The following is a 17,981-nucleotide window of genomic DNA, read 5'->3' as shown; positions in this document are numbered from 1 at the left end:
AAATGTTTTAACAAATATATACAAAAAACCTAATCTATTTCAAATACAAATAATGATTATAATAATCTATAATTGCCTTACCTTCAAGTAGAACATCGGCTCCAATAATGCCGTGAACAGGTTTTGCCTTATAAGCTTCCAGCGCTTCATTTACATGCGAAAGATCGAAAATCACCAGACTAAAATCCAGATTTTTCCAACTTCCGAGTTGTAAATTATTATTTGCTGAAATTTGTGTTTTCATACCAGTTCCACCAGCTCCCGAAGCTTTTGTTTTTGATTTTTTTGCCATTAACACAAAACGTTCAATGCTTTCAAATCCTACACAAGAATTAGATGCACCGGTATCTAAAATAAAATTTCCTGAAACACCATTGATCTTGGCTTTTATTAAAAGGTGTTGTGTTTTGGTAACCTTGAATTTTATTTTTTTGTATTTCTCTTTCTTGAGAACCTCGTGAAGATTTTCCATTTTCGATAGCGATTGAAAACCAAAAATAAGGCAATTACAGCCAATAAACTAATCATATAAAAGATATAATTCGTTGATTTTTCTTCCTCAGATATTGAACCATAATATACAAACGAACTCCAGTAATAGGGTGATTTTTTAGTATTTGAAATTGATTTATCTTGTAAAAAAGCAATTTTGGCATTCGTACAAGATTCAAAATACGCAACATTGTTTTTAATGTTTTTATAAAATTCAGCCATAAAAACCGATGTGGTATAATCGTTCACTTTCCATAAAGAGAATAATAAATTCTGCGCTCCCGCAAACTGAAAACCTCTCGCCACACTCATCGCACCTTCGGCTTTATAGAGTTTTCCAATTCCGGTTTCGCAGGCACTTAAAACCACTAAATCAGGATTAATATTCAAATTATACAACTCTGAATATAAGATTTCCTGATCATAGAATTTAATACTTGCCGGAGTTTCAATATCGCCAGACGAAGCATGCGTACTTAAATGTAAAATTGAATATTGGTTTGCATTATTTTTAAAATTAGAAAAAGTTGCCTCAGAATTTTCCAAATATTTTCCTTTAAAATTACTTCGGATAGATTCCAGTTCTTTCTTCGAATAACTCAATTCAAAAGCTGTTTTTTCGAAAACCGGAAAAACGCCTAAAACTGTTTTTTCAGATTTTGAAACGGGCTTAGAATTCAGATAATTATTAGCCGAATTATTATAAGCAATCCTGAAATCATTTAATAAATAATGCATTTTGGCAAAATTCGTTGTAGATGATTCTTGCGTGATCAACGCTTCAAAAGGAAGGAAATTCAAAATGCCATCCGGAACAATGATGAGGTTTTTATAAATTGTATTTTGTGGTAATTGTAATAAATCATAAACCTTTTTACCATAATAATTATATCCGGAAATATCATTTGTAATGGCTTGGGAAGAACTGAAATAATCAATAAACTTTACAATTTCGAGCATCGCTCTGTGTGCGGTATAAATATGTCTAAGATTGATTCTATTGTTTTGTAGTGTAAAATAAAATAAGTTTTCATTTCCTATAAAATAATAAACCAAAACAGTTTTATCTTTTTCCAGTTTTGATAAAAGCGCTTTTATGTCACAATTTTCGGGAATATAATTGGAGCTTTTGGTTTGGATTTTTTTCAAGGAAAGCATCAATTCGTTTTGCTTTTTTATCGCCGAATTGATGTTCGAAATATTAGCTAAATCTCCTTTTTGCTGTTCTTTTAGAATGTTATTATTTAAAGTTTGAAGTTGTTTCAAAAGCTGTTTTTCTTCTGTCGATGCATTTTTAATATTTGAACGATACCCTTTTAAAATACCTGATTTTGTTCTTTCAGATAATTGAAAAGCTTCTTCGAGATATTGAATTTTGTTTTCCTTTTGATACAATCGATCGTAAATTAGGAGACATTTTTCGGTACGATTTCTTGCCCTGATTTGTGTAATGATTTTTGAATTTTCGTAAACCAAAACATTCATCAACAAATCTTCAATATCAAAAGAAAGTCTGAAAGCTTCAAGCGATTTTTTGAGTTGATTTTGGTTTAAGAATATTTCTGCTTGTAAATCCAGAACATCAATTAAAACCGTTTCGGCATACAATTGATTTTGATTCGGCAGCATGTTTTTTGAATTGTAATTCGGAATCAGGATTTTAAAAATTGACTGAATCTGTTTTGCGCTTTCATCATATTTTCGCTCATCAAAAAGCAATAATGCTTTTTCATAATATAGTTTAGCAAGTTTTCTGGGTTGACGATTTTTTGTTTCTAAAAATAACTTTTCAGCTTTTTCTAAATAAGAAGATGCAATTTGAAAATTTTGCCATTGACGATTTAAAACAGAGAGATTTCGATAAGAATTTGATAAAGTTTCAGATTGCTGTTTTTCATTTTTCAAATATTCCACAGCCAATTCAAATGATTTTTGAGCTTTTTGATGAATTTCCGGGCGCATCAGATTCCCAACGGAACATAATATATAATTATTACCTGAATTATTCAGTAAAATTCCTTTTTGAATGTTTGATAATTTCTCTGTTTTTAAAGTGCCTTCTAATAATTCTATTGCCAATGAAATCTTACCGGAACTCTGATAGACATTTGATAAATTGAGAATCGCCGCGAATTTTTGTTTTGAAGCGTCAGGATAATTTCCGGATGTATTTACAATAAATAAATATTGTTTAATCGTGTTTTCGGCACTGTCATAATCGCCCAAAACCGTATATAAATTGCCTAAAGGTTTTAAACAATATTCGATAATATCATAATTGCGAAGTTTGTTTTTCTGATAAATCTGCCAGGCTTTTTCGTAACTCGAAATTGCTTTTTCGGTGTACCCGAATTGGTTTTCATAATATGCTTTATTGCAATTTAGAACTACAATCGCCAATAATTCATCTTTAGTTTTTGGTCTTGAATTCTTCCAAAAATCAACTTCAATCTGGTTTAAATTTTCTATCGCTTTCGCCGAAGGACTTGCAACAAAAGCATCAATCGCATTGTATATTTTATCTTCCTGATTCTGCGCTGACAGATTCAGACTTAAAAAAAGAAAGATTAAACCATATAATCGATATAAGTTCATATTAAAATTGTGGTGCTTTACGATGTGAAATTAAACCATATAAGTTATATAAGTTCATATTATATTGATACGCATAATTTTAAAGTTAAAGTATTAAAGTAATGTAAGATTTTAGTTGTAATTGGATTAGATAAAGAAACAAATATAAAATCCAGCTTTTAATATGAACTTATATCGCTTATATGGTGAAAAAAATATTGTAAAAAATTAAAACTTCCAGATTCCGTAAAATTGAAAATAGTTAAAATTCTGTTCAAAATTCATTACATAACGTGCGCCCAAACTGGGTCCGATTCTCGCGAAACCTAATGTTAAATCGAATAAAACTCCAGTTTTTAAATTGGCAAATGAATTTTTCACCGAACTCGATTCGGTTTTGGTATCCATTAAAAACTGATCGGTTCCACCTTCGAAGCTTTCAATTTTTTTGTTTATAGTTTGTTCTGATGAAACATCAAAATTGGCCTGAACTCCGGCGCCCACGCCAATGTAGTTATTAATATTATACCTGATTAAAACCGGAATTTCCCAGTTTACGCTTTTGTTTTCGGTGGTAGTTGTCGTGCGTTGAAATTGTTTTACGCCATTTGGGTTTACCACATTTTGATCGACGACTGTTGCGGCATCTTCGTATTTGTTGATGGCGTTTAACCATTCGGCCTGCCAGTAAAAACGATACGATTTAAAAGGCGAAATGGTCGCGCCCACAAAATAACTGGTTGATTTTTCGAGATCAGGATATACATTATAACCCGCTTTTGCACCAATCGAAATTCCGGGCAGGAATCGGGTAGTGGCATAATTGGTAATTATAGGTTCGTTCTTGTCGAAAATAATAGCGGTACGGCTACGGGTTTTTACTTTATGAAAATCTTCAGCAAATTTCATCGAGTATTTTACAAAACCTTTTGTGCTGTCTTTTTCATGTACATTTTTTTGTTCACTTCCGGGTAAATAAATGTTTTTGAAGGTAAAGAAGATTTGATTTTTTTTGATAATTGTATCAAGGCAACTTACGGTTGGTTCTTCGCCTTTTGGACAAATGGGACATTTTGGGTACATGTCCTCAACCTGAAATGTTTTTTTATCGAACATATCCGGAACATCGGTTTCTAGTCTGATCATTCTTGCCGGACCTTCGCCATTGTTTTGAAAACGGGTTTTAAAATTTACGCGTTTAAAACGTACCAGTCTGTAATTCATAAAACTTCCGTTAGATCCCATTTTGTTCGGATCGTGAGACGTTACAATTTCCATTTCGAGGTTTTTTATTTTGTGGTTTTTGTAACTTCGGTTGGGGACAAAAATACCACGCATAGTAACCGTTGCGCTGGTGTCTTTGATCATTTCAGGAGTGGTTTTAAAAGTATAAAAAACATTACGGGTTTCGCCTGGATTAGCATCATCAAATTCTAAAACCGAAACATTATGATAGGTTTTATTGGCGTCTGATAACGATGCGTCGAGATCTTCTTCGGTCGTGGTGTTTCGGTATTTTTTGATCTTGAAACTATTTTCGGCAGAAGCCAAATACCGATTAGAATCTTCAAGATCGTTTATAGAAGCGACTGTTTTTTCTTTTACTTCACGTTCGTTCGAATAAGTTCTAAAATCGACCAATTCGAAATTATTACTTTTAAATTGTTTCTCATTATAGAATAAATACAACTTTCCGCTTGCCACATAATTCTCCATATTTTGATAACCTACTACGATTACCATTTCCTGATCAGGAATAGGATCGCAGTTTTTTAAAATCGCAAAACCATTTTGGTCTGCGATTGAAGCGATGTCTTTATAATTAGTGTCGGTAATATCATTTATGGCTACTTTTTTTGGTCGTGTTGCAGGAGGTTTTCCGTTGTCGTAATTGTTGGTTACGGCAAGTCTTGTGGTATAAGTTCCTTTGTTTTTATAGACATGTTTGGGTTCCGCTTCTTTACTATAATGTCCGTCGCCCAGTTCCCATAAATACGAATAACTTGGTTTTGGAGCGCCAGCAATTGGTATTAATGGCGGTGTTTCGGGCTTGTAAGTAATAACGTTTCCGTTTTGGATCAAACCAATATTGGCTCTTCGGGTTATGGTGTCTTTTACTTTGGTTTGTGAGAAAGAGAATAGAGATAAAAGAAGAAAGAAGATAGATGATAGTGGTTTCATAACTAGTTGTTTTTAGCCCTGATAGTAGTGGAAATCCTTTTCCTGACTTCTTTAGGAAGGAAAAGATTTCAACGTCCCGAAGCTTCGGGAGCAGGATTAGCTTCTTAAAATCATCAGAATTAAATTTGAAAACTGGATTAAATGTAAAAAAAAGTGATGAGCAAATCACCACTTTTTCTTAAAAGTATTTTGTAAGTTACTGAATAGCATTGATTGCCGCTACTAGTTGCGCTTCGGTACCAATTGTTGTTTCGGCTAAAGTAAAGGTGTAAATATCGTTTGCAGCAACGGTTACCGCTTTGATCGCATAACGCCATTGACCATTAGATTCTGTTACAAAAATCACATGACATTTTAAACCAATTGGTATTTGTCCGTAATGTTCGCTAAATAATCCTGCTGCGGTATAGGTGTCAAGTTTTGCCAATGCGTTGTTTCCTTCGCCATCATATGATAAGTAAATTGCACTATTATTGTTGTCGTAACCATCAGGTGCATCAGCAAGAATAGTCGTTTTAGGTCTTGGATCGCCGTAAAAACGGTCTACGTTTGTCCAGCCAAAGTTTCCAAAAGTTACATAATAATTTGTTCCTTCGCCTTGAACCCCGCCTTTCCCGCCAGTTCCGTCAGCATTTGGTTTAGGCTGTTCCCAGGCTAATTCGCCTTTATCATCAATTACTCCATTCCATAAAGTCATTGCATTGTCTAATCCATCTGTTAAGGAAGTTGGTACAATTAAATTCATAGAACAAGAAGTTTTAAGTTCTACTCCGCCTTGCGTAGCTTTGATGAAGAACTCGCCTCCTGAAATCAGTAAGTTTTTCTTTCCGTCAGGCATAACTCCCATTGTTGGTTTGTTGGTCACAAGCATAGTTCCTTTATCAAAAAGTTCGATGTATTCAATGTCTACGGCGCCCGTTACGGCAACTCCGTTTTTAGTAAGGCAGTCTCCGTTAATGTTTAGTTTTACGCCTTTTGCAGATATTATGGTTTTAACACCATCTCCGGCCATGATCGTAAATCGCTGTTTTGTTGATGATACTCCTTTTTCGCTTATGCTTTTAAAAGCTGCTCCGGTTGGCGGAATGTTAACATTGCTGTCATCACCATCGCTATTGTCGCAACTGATGAAAGTGATAACGGATAAAAATAAAAGTCCGAATTTTTTAAAGTTTGTGTTCATGATTTCTAGTTTTTATAAATCTGCCCTGATTATTTTCAAGTGGTTCTCAGATTCTGGTTGTTAATTGTATTTCTATATCAATTTGGGTTTGATATTGTTACCCTTATTTTTGAAATTATTTTTATGGCTTGTTTTATAATGCTATATCAAGTTGTTTTATAAAATGTTACCCTGGTTTTTAATTTTCTTTCGAAAGGCATTTGTCTTCAAATAAATTTCCGTCTTCGTCTACGGCAAGGAGAATGTTTTTTTTCCGCGAAAGCGTAATACTCAAATAAACCCAGACAATTGACCAAAGTCCGAATGTAATGCAGGTAATAAACAGATGAAAAGAATGTTTGATTGCTGTTTTTTCTTTGGATAAAACCACATAAGGCAATTTTTCATTGTGTTCTGTAATTACAAAACCATTCCGGGTTTTGGCAGAAATCATTTGGTTAAACTGTTTGATATTTTTTTCGGTTATGAATTGATAGGTTTCCATTTCTCTTAATTTTTTAACTGTTTTAAAAGATTTTTGTATTGTTATATCAACTTGATATGTTAATTGTTACCCTATTATGTGAAATTTATTTACAATTGTTTTTTAAATTAGCTACAAAAAGTTTTTTTATGGGAAAAAGTAAAATTCATCCTGATCAAATGTATATTGAAGGACTTGCTGCAAATGACTCTGCAATCATTCAGACGATCTATAAAAAGTTCGTTCCAAAAGTGGTGATGTTCGTTATGAACAATTCAGGAGACAAAGAACATTCTCAGGATATAGTTCAGGAAATTATGATTTTACTTTTTAATCAGGCAAAAGCCAATACACTAGAATTGACTTGTCCTTTTGACGCTTACTTTTTTTTATTGTGCAAAAGAAAATGGCTCAACGAGCTTAAAAAAACATCAAATAAAGGGGTAACAATTAATGAAGATGCAGTATCTATGAATGAATCTGCAATAGAATTGATTACACACACAGAAGAATTTGATGAAAAACAGCAGCTTTTTGATACGATGTTCCTAAAATTAGGAGATAAATGTCAGGAATTGTTAAAGCTGAACTTTACCACTAAAACAATGGAAGAGGTTGCTGAAAAGCTAAACGTTACATACGGTTATGTACGCAAAAAGAAATCGTTATGTGTAGGGCAATTAACGCAGTGGATTCAGGAAGCCGGAAATTTTAAATCACTAAAAAACAATTAGTCATGAACGAAGAACGCTATATATTATTCGATCAATATCTTCAGGGAGAAATGACAGCTGAAGAAAAAGATAGTTTTGAACAAAATTTGTCTCACGATCATGAATTGGCTTTAGAATTTGATACTTTCAGAGAAGTACAATTACGCCTGAAAGACAAATTTGAGTTTGAAGAAGAAAGAGAAGCGTTTAAAGCAAACCTGACTACGATTTCAGACAAACATTTTAATACCAATAAACCTAAAGTGGTTGTTATGCGACCTTGGTTTTATGCAGCAGCAGCATCGATCATTATTTTGTTCGGGTTATTCTTTTTTGATTATAATAATCCAACTTTTGCCGATTATGATGATCCGGAACCAGCTTCATTTGTTGAAAGAGGCGATACAAATGCAACTTTAAAAGAAGCACAAACAGCGTTTAATGATGGGAAATATGCAGCGGCAATTCCACTTTTTGAAGAAATTTTAAAAGAAAATAAAACACCCGAGATCGAATATTTTTACGGAGTTGCTTTACTCGAAGAAAGTAAATATCCTAAAGCCGAAAGTGTTTTTAATGAATTAAGATCAGGAACATCTGCTTATAAAGAAAAAGCAACCTGGAATCTTGCCTTGTCTAAACTGAAACAAAAGAAATACGCAGCGTGTAAAGAAATTCTCGAAACCATCTCGCAGGATTATGAAAATTACGATGATGTCGAGAAACTTCTGGATGAGCTGAATTAAATTTCATAAAAAATTTTCACATGTATTCACACCCGACAGGTTTTTAAAACCTTTCGGGTTTGCTGTAAATAAACTTTTACCATGAGTTTGCATTACATATAATAAAGTAAGAATAGAAAAATCCGCGCTAATCCGCGTTTTCACTAAGTGAATCCGTATCATCCGCGTGCCATCACATTCAAATTGGGAAAGTTTTTAATATTGTCGTAATTTTGATCCTTTAAAAATTAAAACATTGAATTCAACACCCATAATTACCGATACACATACACACCTATATTCTGAAGAATTTGATCAGGATCGTGACGAAATGATGCAAAGAGCTATAAATGCCGGAGTAACACGTTTTTTTATTCCTGCAATTGATGCAGCTGCAACACAATCGATGTACGATTTAGAGCAAAATTATCCTGATTATGTATTCCTGATGATGGGTTTGCATCCCACTTATGTCAAAGATAATTATGAAGACGAGTTAAAGCATGTAGAAATCGAACTGGCAAAAAGAAAGTTTTATGCCGTTGGTGAGATTGGAATCGATTTATATTGGGATAAAACACACCTGAAAGAGCAACAGATAGCTTTTAAGAGGCAAATTCAGTTGGCAAAACAATATAAATTACCCATTGTAATTCATTGCCGTGAAGCGTTTGATGAAATTTTTGAAGTTCTCGAAGAAGAGAAATCCGATGATTTATTTGGTATTTTTCATTGTTTTTCCGGAACACATGAACAAGCACTTCAGGCGATATCTTACAATATGAAGTTGGGAATTGGAGGAGTAGTAACATTTAAAAACGGAAAAATCGATCAGTTTTTAAATCAAATCGATTTAAAACACTTTGTTTTAGAGACAGATTCTCCCTATTTAGCACCAATTCCGTATAGAGGGAAACGCAATGAAAGCAGCTATTTGATAAATGTTATTAGCAAATTAGCGGATATATATGACGTTTCTGAAGAAGAAATAGCACAGAGAACAACTCAAAATTCTAAAGACGTTTTCGGGATTTAACCCATTATGTAACATACTTTAAATTTTTTTTTGTTCTTTTGCCCACTAAAATTGATATTAATGCAGAAATTTGATGCCATTCGACCTTTTTATGATTCAGAAATAAATGAAGCACTTCATGGTGTAGTTAATCATCCGATGATGAAAGCCATGATGAATTTTACTTTTCCAGAATTAGAAGATCAAGTTTGGAAAGATCAATTGAAGAAAACACATTCTATTCGTGATTTTCAATGCAACTTTATTTATAATACAATTCAAAAAGTTTTAGAGAAAAGCTCTGAAGGATTAACAACTTCAGGATTCGAAAAACTGGAGAAAAATGAATCATATTTATTTATCTCTAATCACAGAGATATTCTTTTAGATACAACCTTATTAAACGTTTGCCTTTTTGAACATGGTTTGGTCATGACAGCATCGGCAATTGGAGATAATTTGGTTAAAAAAGCATTTTTAAATACATTGGCAAAACTTAATAGAAACTTTTTAGTTCTTAGAGGATTAACGCCAAGAGAAATGCTGCAGAGTTCTAAGTTATTAGCCGAATATATGGGGCAATTATTGCTTCGCGAAAATCGTTCGGTTTGGATTGCTCAAAGAGAAGGACGTACAAAAGACGGAAATGACGAAACAAATCCGGGAGTTTTAAAAATGATCGGGATGGGTTCTGATGAAGCCAACTTAATGGATTATTTTAAGAAATTAAAGATTGTTCCGGTTTCTATTTCATACGAATACGATCCTACAGATGTTTTGAAAATGCCGCAATTAATGGCAGAAGCAAACAATGAAGTTTATATTAAAGAAAAAAACGAAGATTTCATGACCATTTTAAGTGGTATCATGGGAACTAAAAAAAGAATTCACATTTCTGTTGGAGATGTTCTGGATACTGAAATTGATCAGATTGTGGCTGAAAATGATAACGCAAACAAACAAATTCAGGCTTTGGCACAAGTAATAGATGATTCGATTTTAAAGAATTATCAATTATGGCCAACTAATTTTATTGCTTACGACATCTTAAACGAAACAGATAAATTCTCTCATTTATATAAAGAAAGTGAGAAATCTCTTTTTGAGCGTCGTTTAGAAATGCGTATCGGAAGTGATAATCCAGTTACAAGACAAGGATTTTTAGCCATGTATGCAAATCCTGTAGTCAATAAATTAAAATACCAAGATGTCATCTAAAGCTAAAATATTGCTGATTTATACCGGAGGAACTATCGGTATGAGTAAAGATTTTGAGACAGGCGCACTCAAAGCGTTCAACTTTGGAAAATTATTGCAAAAAATCCCTGAAATCAAGCAATTAGATTGTGAGATTGAAACAGTTTCATTTGAAAACCCAATCGATTCATCGAATATGAATCCTGGAGAATGGACAAAAATTGCCGAAATCATTGAGCAAAATTACATTGCTTATGATGGTTTTGTAGTACTTCATGGTTCTGATACCATGTCATATTCTGCTTCGGCATTGAGTTTTATGCTGGAGAATTTGGCAAAACCTGTTGTGTTTACAGGCTCTCAATTGCCAATTGGGGATCTTCGTACAGATGCTAAAGAAAACCTCATCACAGCGATTCAGATTGCCTCTTTGCAGGAAAACGGAAAACCGGTTATCAACGAAGTTTGTTTGTATTTCGAGTATAAATTGTACCGCGGAAATAGAACTTCAAAAGTAAATGCAGAACATTTTAAAGCATTTACTGCACCAAATTATCCTGAATTGGTAGAATCTGGTGTTCACTTAAAATTAAACTCACATTTATTTCTTCCTGTAAAAGAAAACGCTAATTTGATTGTACACAAAAACTTAGACAATCATGTAGCGATTATAAAAATGTTCCCGGGAATGAGCGAAGTCGTTTTGTCTTCGATTCTTGCCATAAAAGATTTAAAAGGAATTGTCCTTGAAACATACGGCTCAGGAAATGCCCCAACCGAAGATTGGTTTTTGAATTTGATTCAGAAATCGATTCAATCCGGTTTGCACATCGTTAATGTAACACAATGTTCCGGCGGAAGTGTAAACATGGGACAATATGAAACCAGTACAGCCTTAAAATCACTTGGTGTTATCTCAGGAAAAGATATTACTACAGAAGCTGCAATTACAAAATTAATGTATTTGTTAGGCGCTAATATTCCTCAATCTGAATTTAAAACGATTTTCGAAACTGCTTTGCGTGGTGAAATTTCGTTGTAGAAATTTTACCATATAAGTGATGTAAGTTCATTTTAGTAAAGTTTGCGATCTAGTTTTGTCATTTCGACTTAAGGAGAAATCACACAAGAAACTCGACAAAGATTGGCGACTTTAGGAACGGAATTACTTGTGTGATTTCTCCTCTTCTAAATGACAAGTTTGCTAATGATTGAAATCTGAGTTCAGAGTTTTTAGCGTGACTAATACTAAAATGAACTTACATCACTTATATGGTGAAGAAAATTAATCTTTATAATGAACTGCACAGCTTTCCAATTCTTCTTCAGAACTGCGGTTTTTATAATATACATACACAATTACTGAAACGATACATATAATTCCCTGAATTGCAACCGTATTCCTGGTTCCTATTATGTGTGATACATAACCAATAATCAAACTTCCCACAGGAATCATTCCCTGATATGCCATTAAATAATAACTAATACTTCTGGAACGCATGTTTGCAGTACTTTGGGTCTGAATGTAAATGTTTATAGAAGATGTTTGCGCCATCATACCAACCCCGCTCAAAGCCATACAAATAAGCGCGACAGTCAAACTATTTGAATAGGCGAGTATTATGATGCTGAAACCTAATAATAAACTTGCAGCAATCATTATTTTGCCCATATTATCAGCTCGTTTAAGATTAGCCAGATAAATAGCCGATAGTATAGAACCAATTCCGGCAGCGCTTTCGAACCAACTGAAAGTCTGTGCGTTTCCGCTAAAGATATCTTTGGCAAAAACAGGCATTAAAGTATTAAATGAAATTACAAATAAACTGCTGCACATTAACATCAAAAGCATTTTTGCCATTTCGGTTTCTTTTTTAACGTAGTCTAAACCTTCGATAAAATCATCCAGCATTTTCATTTTATCAGTAGCTTTAATATGTGGTGTGATTTTCATCATCAGTAAAGAAATTAAAACCGGAATGTAGCTTAAAAAATTACCAATAAAACAAATGTCTTCACCATAATTGTGCAAAATGATTCCCGCCATAGCCGGACCGGCAATTCGGGCAAAATTATTTAAAGTAGAGTTTAAGGCAACTGCATTTGGCAGATCTTCTTTAGTATCTACAATTTCGATCATCATGGTTTGTCTGCAAGTCATATCAAACGAATTGATGATTCCCTGAATTAAACTCAATGCCAGAATAAAGTTGATATTGTATATTTTGAGATAAATTAATACAGCCAAAGCTCCTGCCTGAAGCATTGCCAGAGACTGTAATACAATCATGGCGCGGTGTCTGTCATAACGCCCAATGATACTTCCGGCTAAAGGCGCCAGGAATAAGGACGGAATCATGCTTAAAAATGTAGCGAGTCCTAGTAAGAAAACTGAACCCGTAACACTGTAAACCATCCAACTTACCGCTGTTTTTTGAAGCCAGGTTCCTATTACTGAAACAGATTGTCCGTAAAAGAACAACTTGAAGTTTTTTGATTTTAGCGCTTTAAACATGATGTCTGATTTTTGTTTTACAAAGTTCGGGATTATGATTTCATTAGAAAAATTAATAATTTTACTGATAATAAGTATTAAAACTTATCAATATGGAAATCTACCAATTAGAATATTTTATAAAAACTGCTGAGGTATTGCATTTTACAAAAGCAGCCGAATTGTGTTTTGTAACCCAATCCGGATTATCACAACAAATAAAAAAACTGGAAGAAGAACTGGGAATGCCTTTGTTTATAAGGATTGGTAAAAAAGTGCAGCTTACTGAAGCCGGATCTGTTTTCCTGATTCACGCCAAGCAAGTAATAGAAAATGTACAAAGCGGCAAACAAGCAATTGATGATTTAAACCAAATGATTGGCGGAGAATTACGAATTGGTGTTACATATATTTTTGGGCTTTTGGTTTTGCCAATCGTCAATTTGTTTGCAAAAACATATCCTAATTTAAAAATCGTTGTCGAATATGGATCAACAGAACCTCTGGAAAATAAACTGCTGAATAATGAATTAGATCTGGTTTTGGTAATTTCGTCAAAAGAGATCAAACAAACCATCCAGAAAATACCATTATTTACTTCTAATCTTGTTATGGCGGTAGCAAAAACACATCCTTTAGCGGTTTTAGATAAAATTTCCTTTAGAAAAATAGGAGATTATCCGCTTATTTTACCTGTAAGAGGATTTAGTTCAAGAGAATTTCTCGATGAATTGTTTTTAAAAAATAATATGAAGCCAAAAGTTTCGATTGAATTAAATGCTGTTCATGCACTTTTACAATTGGTAGAAGAAAGTGAGTGGGTTACAATTGTAACCGAGAAAGCCCTAAAAGGCTGGGATAATCTTAAAGCAATCGCCATTACGGGAGTTCCAACACAAAGAGAATCATTCATGTTGACGATCGAAGGAGCATATCAAAAAAAGGCTGTAAAGCTATTTATGGAAGAATTTAGAAAAAGTATGTAAAAAAGTGTGATCTGCACTAAAGAGAGAGTATGCCACTAATTGCACGAATTCACGCGAATTTTTAAACGGTTTGTTAGCTCGAATAACATAAAAATTAAGGGAAATTAGTGAGATTGTGGGTAAAAAATAAAATAAAAAGTTTCTTATAAACTAATGTTGATTTTGTTTTTCTAAATCAATTTTTTTTGTGTTCTTTGCAGACCAATTTAGAGAGGTGTCCGAGTGGTTGAAGGAGCTAGCCTGGAAAGCTAGTATATGGGTAACTGTATCGTGGGTTCGAATCCCATCCTCTCTGCAAAAAAAAGAGATCTTAAATTTTTAAGATCTCTTTTTGCATAAATTATATTTTATAAAAGGTTTACTTCACTTTTAATAATTTCTCTAAATATTCGTTTTTATCCTTTTCAGCCTGAACCAAACGCTCATAAAGTTCAACAACTTTGTCTAAAGGATTAAAATTGCAATAATTACCAGTATTAAAAACTCCATTATCATAAATATTATTAAAATAATTAATGATGCTTTCTTCTGAAAAGTTTTTAATTGCTTCAACAGAAACTCCAAGTGCTTTTGCGATCTCTTTAAGTTTTTCTTCTTCCAGGTTTTCGCTGTTTTCTATAGCAGAAACGGATTGCTGAGATATACCTAAAGCCTGTGCAAGTGCTTCTTGTTTCATGTCTTTAAGTTCACGAATACGGCTTATTTTTCGCCCTATATGATATGGTTTTGTTGTTGCGCTCATACCTCAAAGATATTTAAAATTTTAGAGAAAAACAGATTTTAGTAAAAAACAGGCTTGTTTTTGTAAGATACGGTTTTCATTATTATACAACAGGAATATAAATGTCAAATTTAGCTCCAAGACCTGGTTTGCCCGTTGCTGTAATCATTCCGTTATGGTTTTCTACAATTTTTTTTACGATGGCAAGACCAATTCCTGTGCCTTTATAGTCTTTTTTATTATTTAGCTGCTGAAACATTTCAAATACCCGCGTTTCAAACTGAGGTTCAAATCCTATACCATTATCATTGATTGTAATATGACAATAATTAGTAAACGATTGGTTTTTCTTTGTTTTTGGCTTCGTATAAATACTTTCTATCGTAATATGAGGTGTTTTTTCTGTTGTTGAAAATTTCAGCGAGTTGCTGACCAAATTGCATATTAGTTGGTGAAACTGTGATGGAATTATAAAAGCAGTACAATTTCCAAATATTTCAATAATAGCTTTTTTGGCTGTTATCTCTTCTTTTAAGTCTTCCAGCACTTTATCAATGATATCATTAAGTTTGGTATTTTCAAACTTCTTTTCGGTTACATTGGTTCGTGAATACGTTAACAAATCGTTTATAAGCGCTTGCATATGAAAAGCGGCAACTTCGATACGCTCAAAATAATGTTTTCCCTTATCGGTTAAGTTTTGATATTCATCTGTAGTAATTCGGTTCGAGAAAACCTGAATTTTCCTTAAAGGTTCCTGAAGGTGATGACTGGATATATAGGTAAATGCCTGAAGTTCGTTGTTGGCAAGAAGTAATTCGGCAGCACGCTTTTCTTTTTCATTGTTCTGGAAAGTAAGTTCAGCATTTGCTATAAAAAGTTCAGCAGCACGTTTTTCTTTTTCCTCATTCTGGAAAGCAAGTTCAGCATTAGCAATTGCAAGTTCAGCAGCACGTTTTTCTTTTTCATTGTTCTGATAAGTAAGTTCGGCATTTGCTATGACAAGTTCAGCAGCACGTTTTTCTTTTTCCTTGTTTTGATAAGTAAGTTCGGTATTTGCTATAACAAGTTCAGCAGCGCGTTTTTCTTTTTCCTGATTTTGATACGCCAGTTCAGTATTGGCAATAACAAGTTCAGCAGCACGTTTTTCTTTTTCCTGATTTTGATACGCCAGTTCTTTATTTGCAATAACAAGCTCGGCAGCGCGTTTTTTTCGATCTTCTATTTGCAGTGCAAGTCTTTTGTTAACAAGCCATAATTCATCCTTATGATTTTTGTTATTATGTTCTGGAAGAGTATCAGTATCAGGTAAAGTAAATTTTTTTTTACTCATGTTATCGGGTGCATTTTTCCAAATATAATCTAACTGAATTTAAAGTCTTTCTTTTAAAAATAATAAGTGAAATAATAATTTACGAAGTAGCAGTTTTACACAAAACACACTTTTTTAAAAATAGGTTTTTTCTTGTGTTTTAATCACCTTCATTATAACAATGCATTTAAAATTGCTGAAACTCTAAAAAAGAATGATTCAGCTTTTACGTTAACTGAAAATGATTTGAATGATTTTGGATATAAATTACTGTCAGAAGGAAAGCAGAACGAGGCCTTGAAAATTTTTAAACTCAATACAGATCTTTATCCAGAAAGCTCAAATACATATGATAGTTATGCAGAAACACTGGCAGGTTTAGGATACAAAAAAGAAGCTATAAAAAATTATAAAAAAGCCTTTGAATTGCATCCAAAAAATACAAATGCTCTGGAACAAGCTAAGAAATTGGCAAGTTTATAATTTCTTTAAATAAAAAACCCTTGTAGAGATTTATCTGCAAGGGTTTTTGTTTTTAATTCATAAATCTACTCTTTTACAATTTTTTGAGTATAAAATTTTCCATTACTTTCTATTTGAATAATATAGATTCCTTGAGGTATTTCTTTTAAGTTAATTTGTTGAAGATTGTTAGATTGTTTTAAAACTAATTTTCCAGAGGAATCAATTATTTTAATATTGCTTATAGATTTGTTATCAAAATTTTCAATATTAATTATTTCTTTAGCGGGATTAGGATAAATAGAATATGTTTTAGTTGTTAAAAAGTCATCAGTTCTTAAAGTTGGACAATTGACTTGAGTTGGATAATTTATACTATCACTATTAGTACCATTCCCTATTTGACCAGAACTATTAAGTCCCCAAGTCCAGAAAGTCCCATCGCTTTTTAAAGCTCCTGAATGCCCTCCTCCTGCATAAATTGATTCCCAATCGGTAGCGTTCCCAATTTGAGTTGGAATAAATTTATCTATATATGTACCATCTCCTAACTGGCCGTAGTCATTTAGTCCCCATGTCCATAAAGTTCCGTCTGTTTTTATTGCACTACTATTAAGATCGCCACTAGCAATTTGTTTCCAGTTTTTATCAATGCCAATTTGAGTTGGCACTGTAACGTTATGGTCAACATCTCCATTTCCTAGCTGCCCCTGTTGATTACTTCCCCATGTCCATAAGGTTCCATCTTTTTGTATTGCTGATGAGGTTGAAATTCTTGTAGAAATTAATAACCAATTATTAGAATCGCCAATTTTACTTAAAATATTTGTGCTAATATATGGTTTTCCATTTCCTAATTGGCCCCAATCATTATCACCACAAGTCCATAAGCTTCCATCATTTTTTAATGCTATTGTGTAACGATAACCAGCAGCTATTGATTTCCAATCAGTATCATTACCTATTTTTGTGGGAATATTTTTGCTTACTGTAGTACCATCCCCTAACTCTCCTTTACTATTCGATCCCCAAGCCCATAAAGTTCCATCATTTTTTATAGCAAGACTATGTTGTCTTCCTGCAACAACAAACTTCCAGTCATTATCATTTCCAATTTTTGTTGGTAAATTTCTATCTATATTAGTTCCGTCTCCAACTTGTCCATTTATATTTCGTCCCCACGCCCATAAAGTCCCATCGTTTTTTATGGCTAAGGTTTGTAAGTTAGCTCCTAAAGTAACAGATTTCCAATCATTATCATTTCCAATTTTTGTTAGTACACTTTTGTTGTCATTTGTGCCATCACCTAACTGCCCATATTCATTCCAACCAGTTGCCCATAAGGTACCATCACTTTTTATAAAAATAGTAGTTGCTCCTCCAAGGACAATATTTTGCCAGCATTGGGCATAAATAGTATTAATGAATAAAAAAACAAAAAAGAGTAATAGTTTTTTCAT

Annotated in this window: 16 protein-coding genes and 1 tRNA gene; 8 read left to right on the top strand and 9 right to left on the bottom strand. The window is 33.2% G+C overall.

Annotation, left to right across the window (positions count from 1 at the left end):
- Positions 1 to 34: 34 nt before the first annotated feature.
- From RC62_RS17500 to RC62_RS17480, 5 genes are all read right to left on the bottom strand, one after another.
- Positions 35 to 472, bottom strand: a complete 438-nt coding sequence (locus RC62_RS17500; RefSeq protein WP_055097469.1) for a retropepsin-like aspartic protease — start codon at positions 470 to 472, stop codon at positions 35 to 37.
- Positions 424 to 3,087, bottom strand: coding sequence for a CHAT domain-containing protein (locus RC62_RS17495; RefSeq protein ID WP_055097468.1), 2,664 nt, complete (start codon positions 3,085 to 3,087; stop codon positions 424 to 426). The genes RC62_RS17500 and RC62_RS17495 overlap by 49 nt, the downstream gene beginning before the upstream one ends.
- Positions 3,088 to 3,294: 207 nt before the next feature.
- On the bottom strand, positions 3,295 to 5,247 hold the full coding sequence (locus RC62_RS17490; RefSeq protein ID WP_055097466.1) for a PKD domain-containing protein: 1,953 nt from the start codon (positions 5,245 to 5,247) through the stop codon (positions 3,295 to 3,297).
- Between the two features lie 196 nt (positions 5,248 to 5,443).
- Positions 5,444 to 6,430: a hypothetical protein gene (locus RC62_RS17485; RefSeq protein ID WP_055097465.1), complete on the bottom strand. Its 987-nt coding sequence runs from the start codon at positions 6,428 to 6,430 to the stop codon at positions 5,444 to 5,446.
- Positions 6,431 to 6,608: 178 nt separating this feature from the next.
- Positions 6,609 to 6,914 (bottom strand): hypothetical protein, encoded by a 306-nt coding sequence (locus RC62_RS17480; protein ID WP_055097464.1) that lies wholly within the window; start codon positions 6,912 to 6,914, stop codon positions 6,609 to 6,611.
- A gap of 128 nt (positions 6,915 to 7,042) precedes the next feature.
- Here RC62_RS17480 and RC62_RS17475 point away from each other — a divergent pair, with 128 nt between their 5' ends.
- From RC62_RS17475 to RC62_RS17455, 5 genes are all read left to right on the top strand, one after another.
- A complete protein-coding gene (locus RC62_RS17475; protein WP_055097771.1) occupies positions 7,043 to 7,627 on the top strand; it encodes an RNA polymerase sigma factor in 585 nt (194 codons plus the stop codon).
- A gap of 2 nt (positions 7,628 to 7,629) precedes the next feature.
- Positions 7,630 to 8,352, top strand: coding sequence for a tetratricopeptide repeat protein (locus RC62_RS17470; protein ID WP_055097463.1), 723 nt, complete (start codon positions 7,630 to 7,632; stop codon positions 8,350 to 8,352).
- A gap of 235 nt (positions 8,353 to 8,587) precedes the next feature.
- A complete protein-coding gene (locus tag RC62_RS17465; protein ID WP_055097461.1) occupies positions 8,588 to 9,367 on the top strand; it encodes a TatD family hydrolase in 780 nt (259 codons plus the stop codon).
- A gap of 60 nt (positions 9,368 to 9,427) precedes the next feature.
- Positions 9,428 to 10,564 (top strand): 1-acyl-sn-glycerol-3-phosphate acyltransferase, encoded by a 1,137-nt coding sequence (locus RC62_RS17460; protein WP_055097460.1) that lies wholly within the window; start codon positions 9,428 to 9,430, stop codon positions 10,562 to 10,564.
- On the top strand, positions 10,554 to 11,585 hold the full coding sequence (locus RC62_RS17455) for an asparaginase (RefSeq protein ID WP_055097458.1): 1,032 nt from the start codon (positions 10,554 to 10,556) through the stop codon (positions 11,583 to 11,585). Before RC62_RS17460 ends, RC62_RS17455 begins: the two co-directional genes overlap by 11 nt.
- A gap of 243 nt (positions 11,586 to 11,828) precedes the next feature.
- Here RC62_RS17455 and RC62_RS17450 read toward each other — a convergent pair whose 3' ends face one another.
- Positions 11,829 to 13,061, bottom strand: a complete 1,233-nt coding sequence (locus RC62_RS17450; RefSeq protein ID WP_055097457.1) for an MFS transporter — start codon at positions 13,059 to 13,061, stop codon at positions 11,829 to 11,831.
- Positions 13,062 to 13,153: 92 nt separating this feature from the next.
- On the opposite strand from RC62_RS17450, the gene RC62_RS17445 reads away from it, so the two are divergent.
- Both RC62_RS17445 and RC62_RS17440 read left to right on the top strand, forming a co-directional pair.
- On the top strand, positions 13,154 to 14,026 hold the full coding sequence (locus RC62_RS17445) for a LysR substrate-binding domain-containing protein (RefSeq protein WP_055097456.1): 873 nt from the start codon (positions 13,154 to 13,156) through the stop codon (positions 14,024 to 14,026).
- Positions 14,027 to 14,234: 208 nt separating this feature from the next.
- A tRNA-Ser gene (locus tag RC62_RS17440) sits at positions 14,235 to 14,321 on the top strand.
- A 63-nt stretch (positions 14,322 to 14,384) separates the two neighbouring features.
- Here RC62_RS17440 and RC62_RS17435 read toward each other — a convergent pair.
- Together RC62_RS17435 and RC62_RS17430 are read right to left on the bottom strand one after the other, a co-directional pair.
- Positions 14,385 to 14,768 (bottom strand): helix-turn-helix transcriptional regulator, encoded by a 384-nt coding sequence (locus RC62_RS17435; RefSeq protein WP_055097455.1) that lies wholly within the window; start codon positions 14,766 to 14,768, stop codon positions 14,385 to 14,387.
- Positions 14,769 to 14,850: 82 nt separating this feature from the next.
- Positions 14,851 to 16,080 carry a sensor histidine kinase gene (locus RC62_RS17430; RefSeq protein WP_082421313.1) on the bottom strand — a complete coding sequence of 410 codons (1,230 nt, stop codon included), beginning with the start codon at positions 16,078 to 16,080 and terminating at the stop codon, positions 14,851 to 14,853.
- 132 nt (positions 16,081 to 16,212) lie between these two features.
- Between RC62_RS17430 and RC62_RS17425 the strand changes: the two genes are divergently transcribed.
- Positions 16,213 to 16,542, top strand: coding sequence for a hypothetical protein (locus RC62_RS17425; RefSeq protein ID WP_055097453.1), 330 nt, complete (start codon positions 16,213 to 16,215; stop codon positions 16,540 to 16,542).
- A gap of 65 nt (positions 16,543 to 16,607) precedes the next feature.
- Here the strand turns inward: RC62_RS17425 and RC62_RS17420 are convergent, their stop codons facing one another.
- Positions 16,608 to 17,981 (bottom strand): RCC1 domain-containing protein, encoded by a 1,374-nt coding sequence (locus RC62_RS17420; protein WP_055097452.1) that lies wholly within the window; start codon positions 17,979 to 17,981, stop codon positions 16,608 to 16,610.

It is taken from the genome of Flavobacterium aquidurense (assembly GCF_001404985.1).
Lineage (GTDB): Bacteria > Bacteroidota > Bacteroidia > Flavobacteriales > Flavobacteriaceae > Flavobacterium > Flavobacterium aquidurense_B.
The sequence above is the reverse complement of the archived record's forward strand: the minus strand, read 5'-3'. Positions and strand labels throughout refer to the sequence as shown.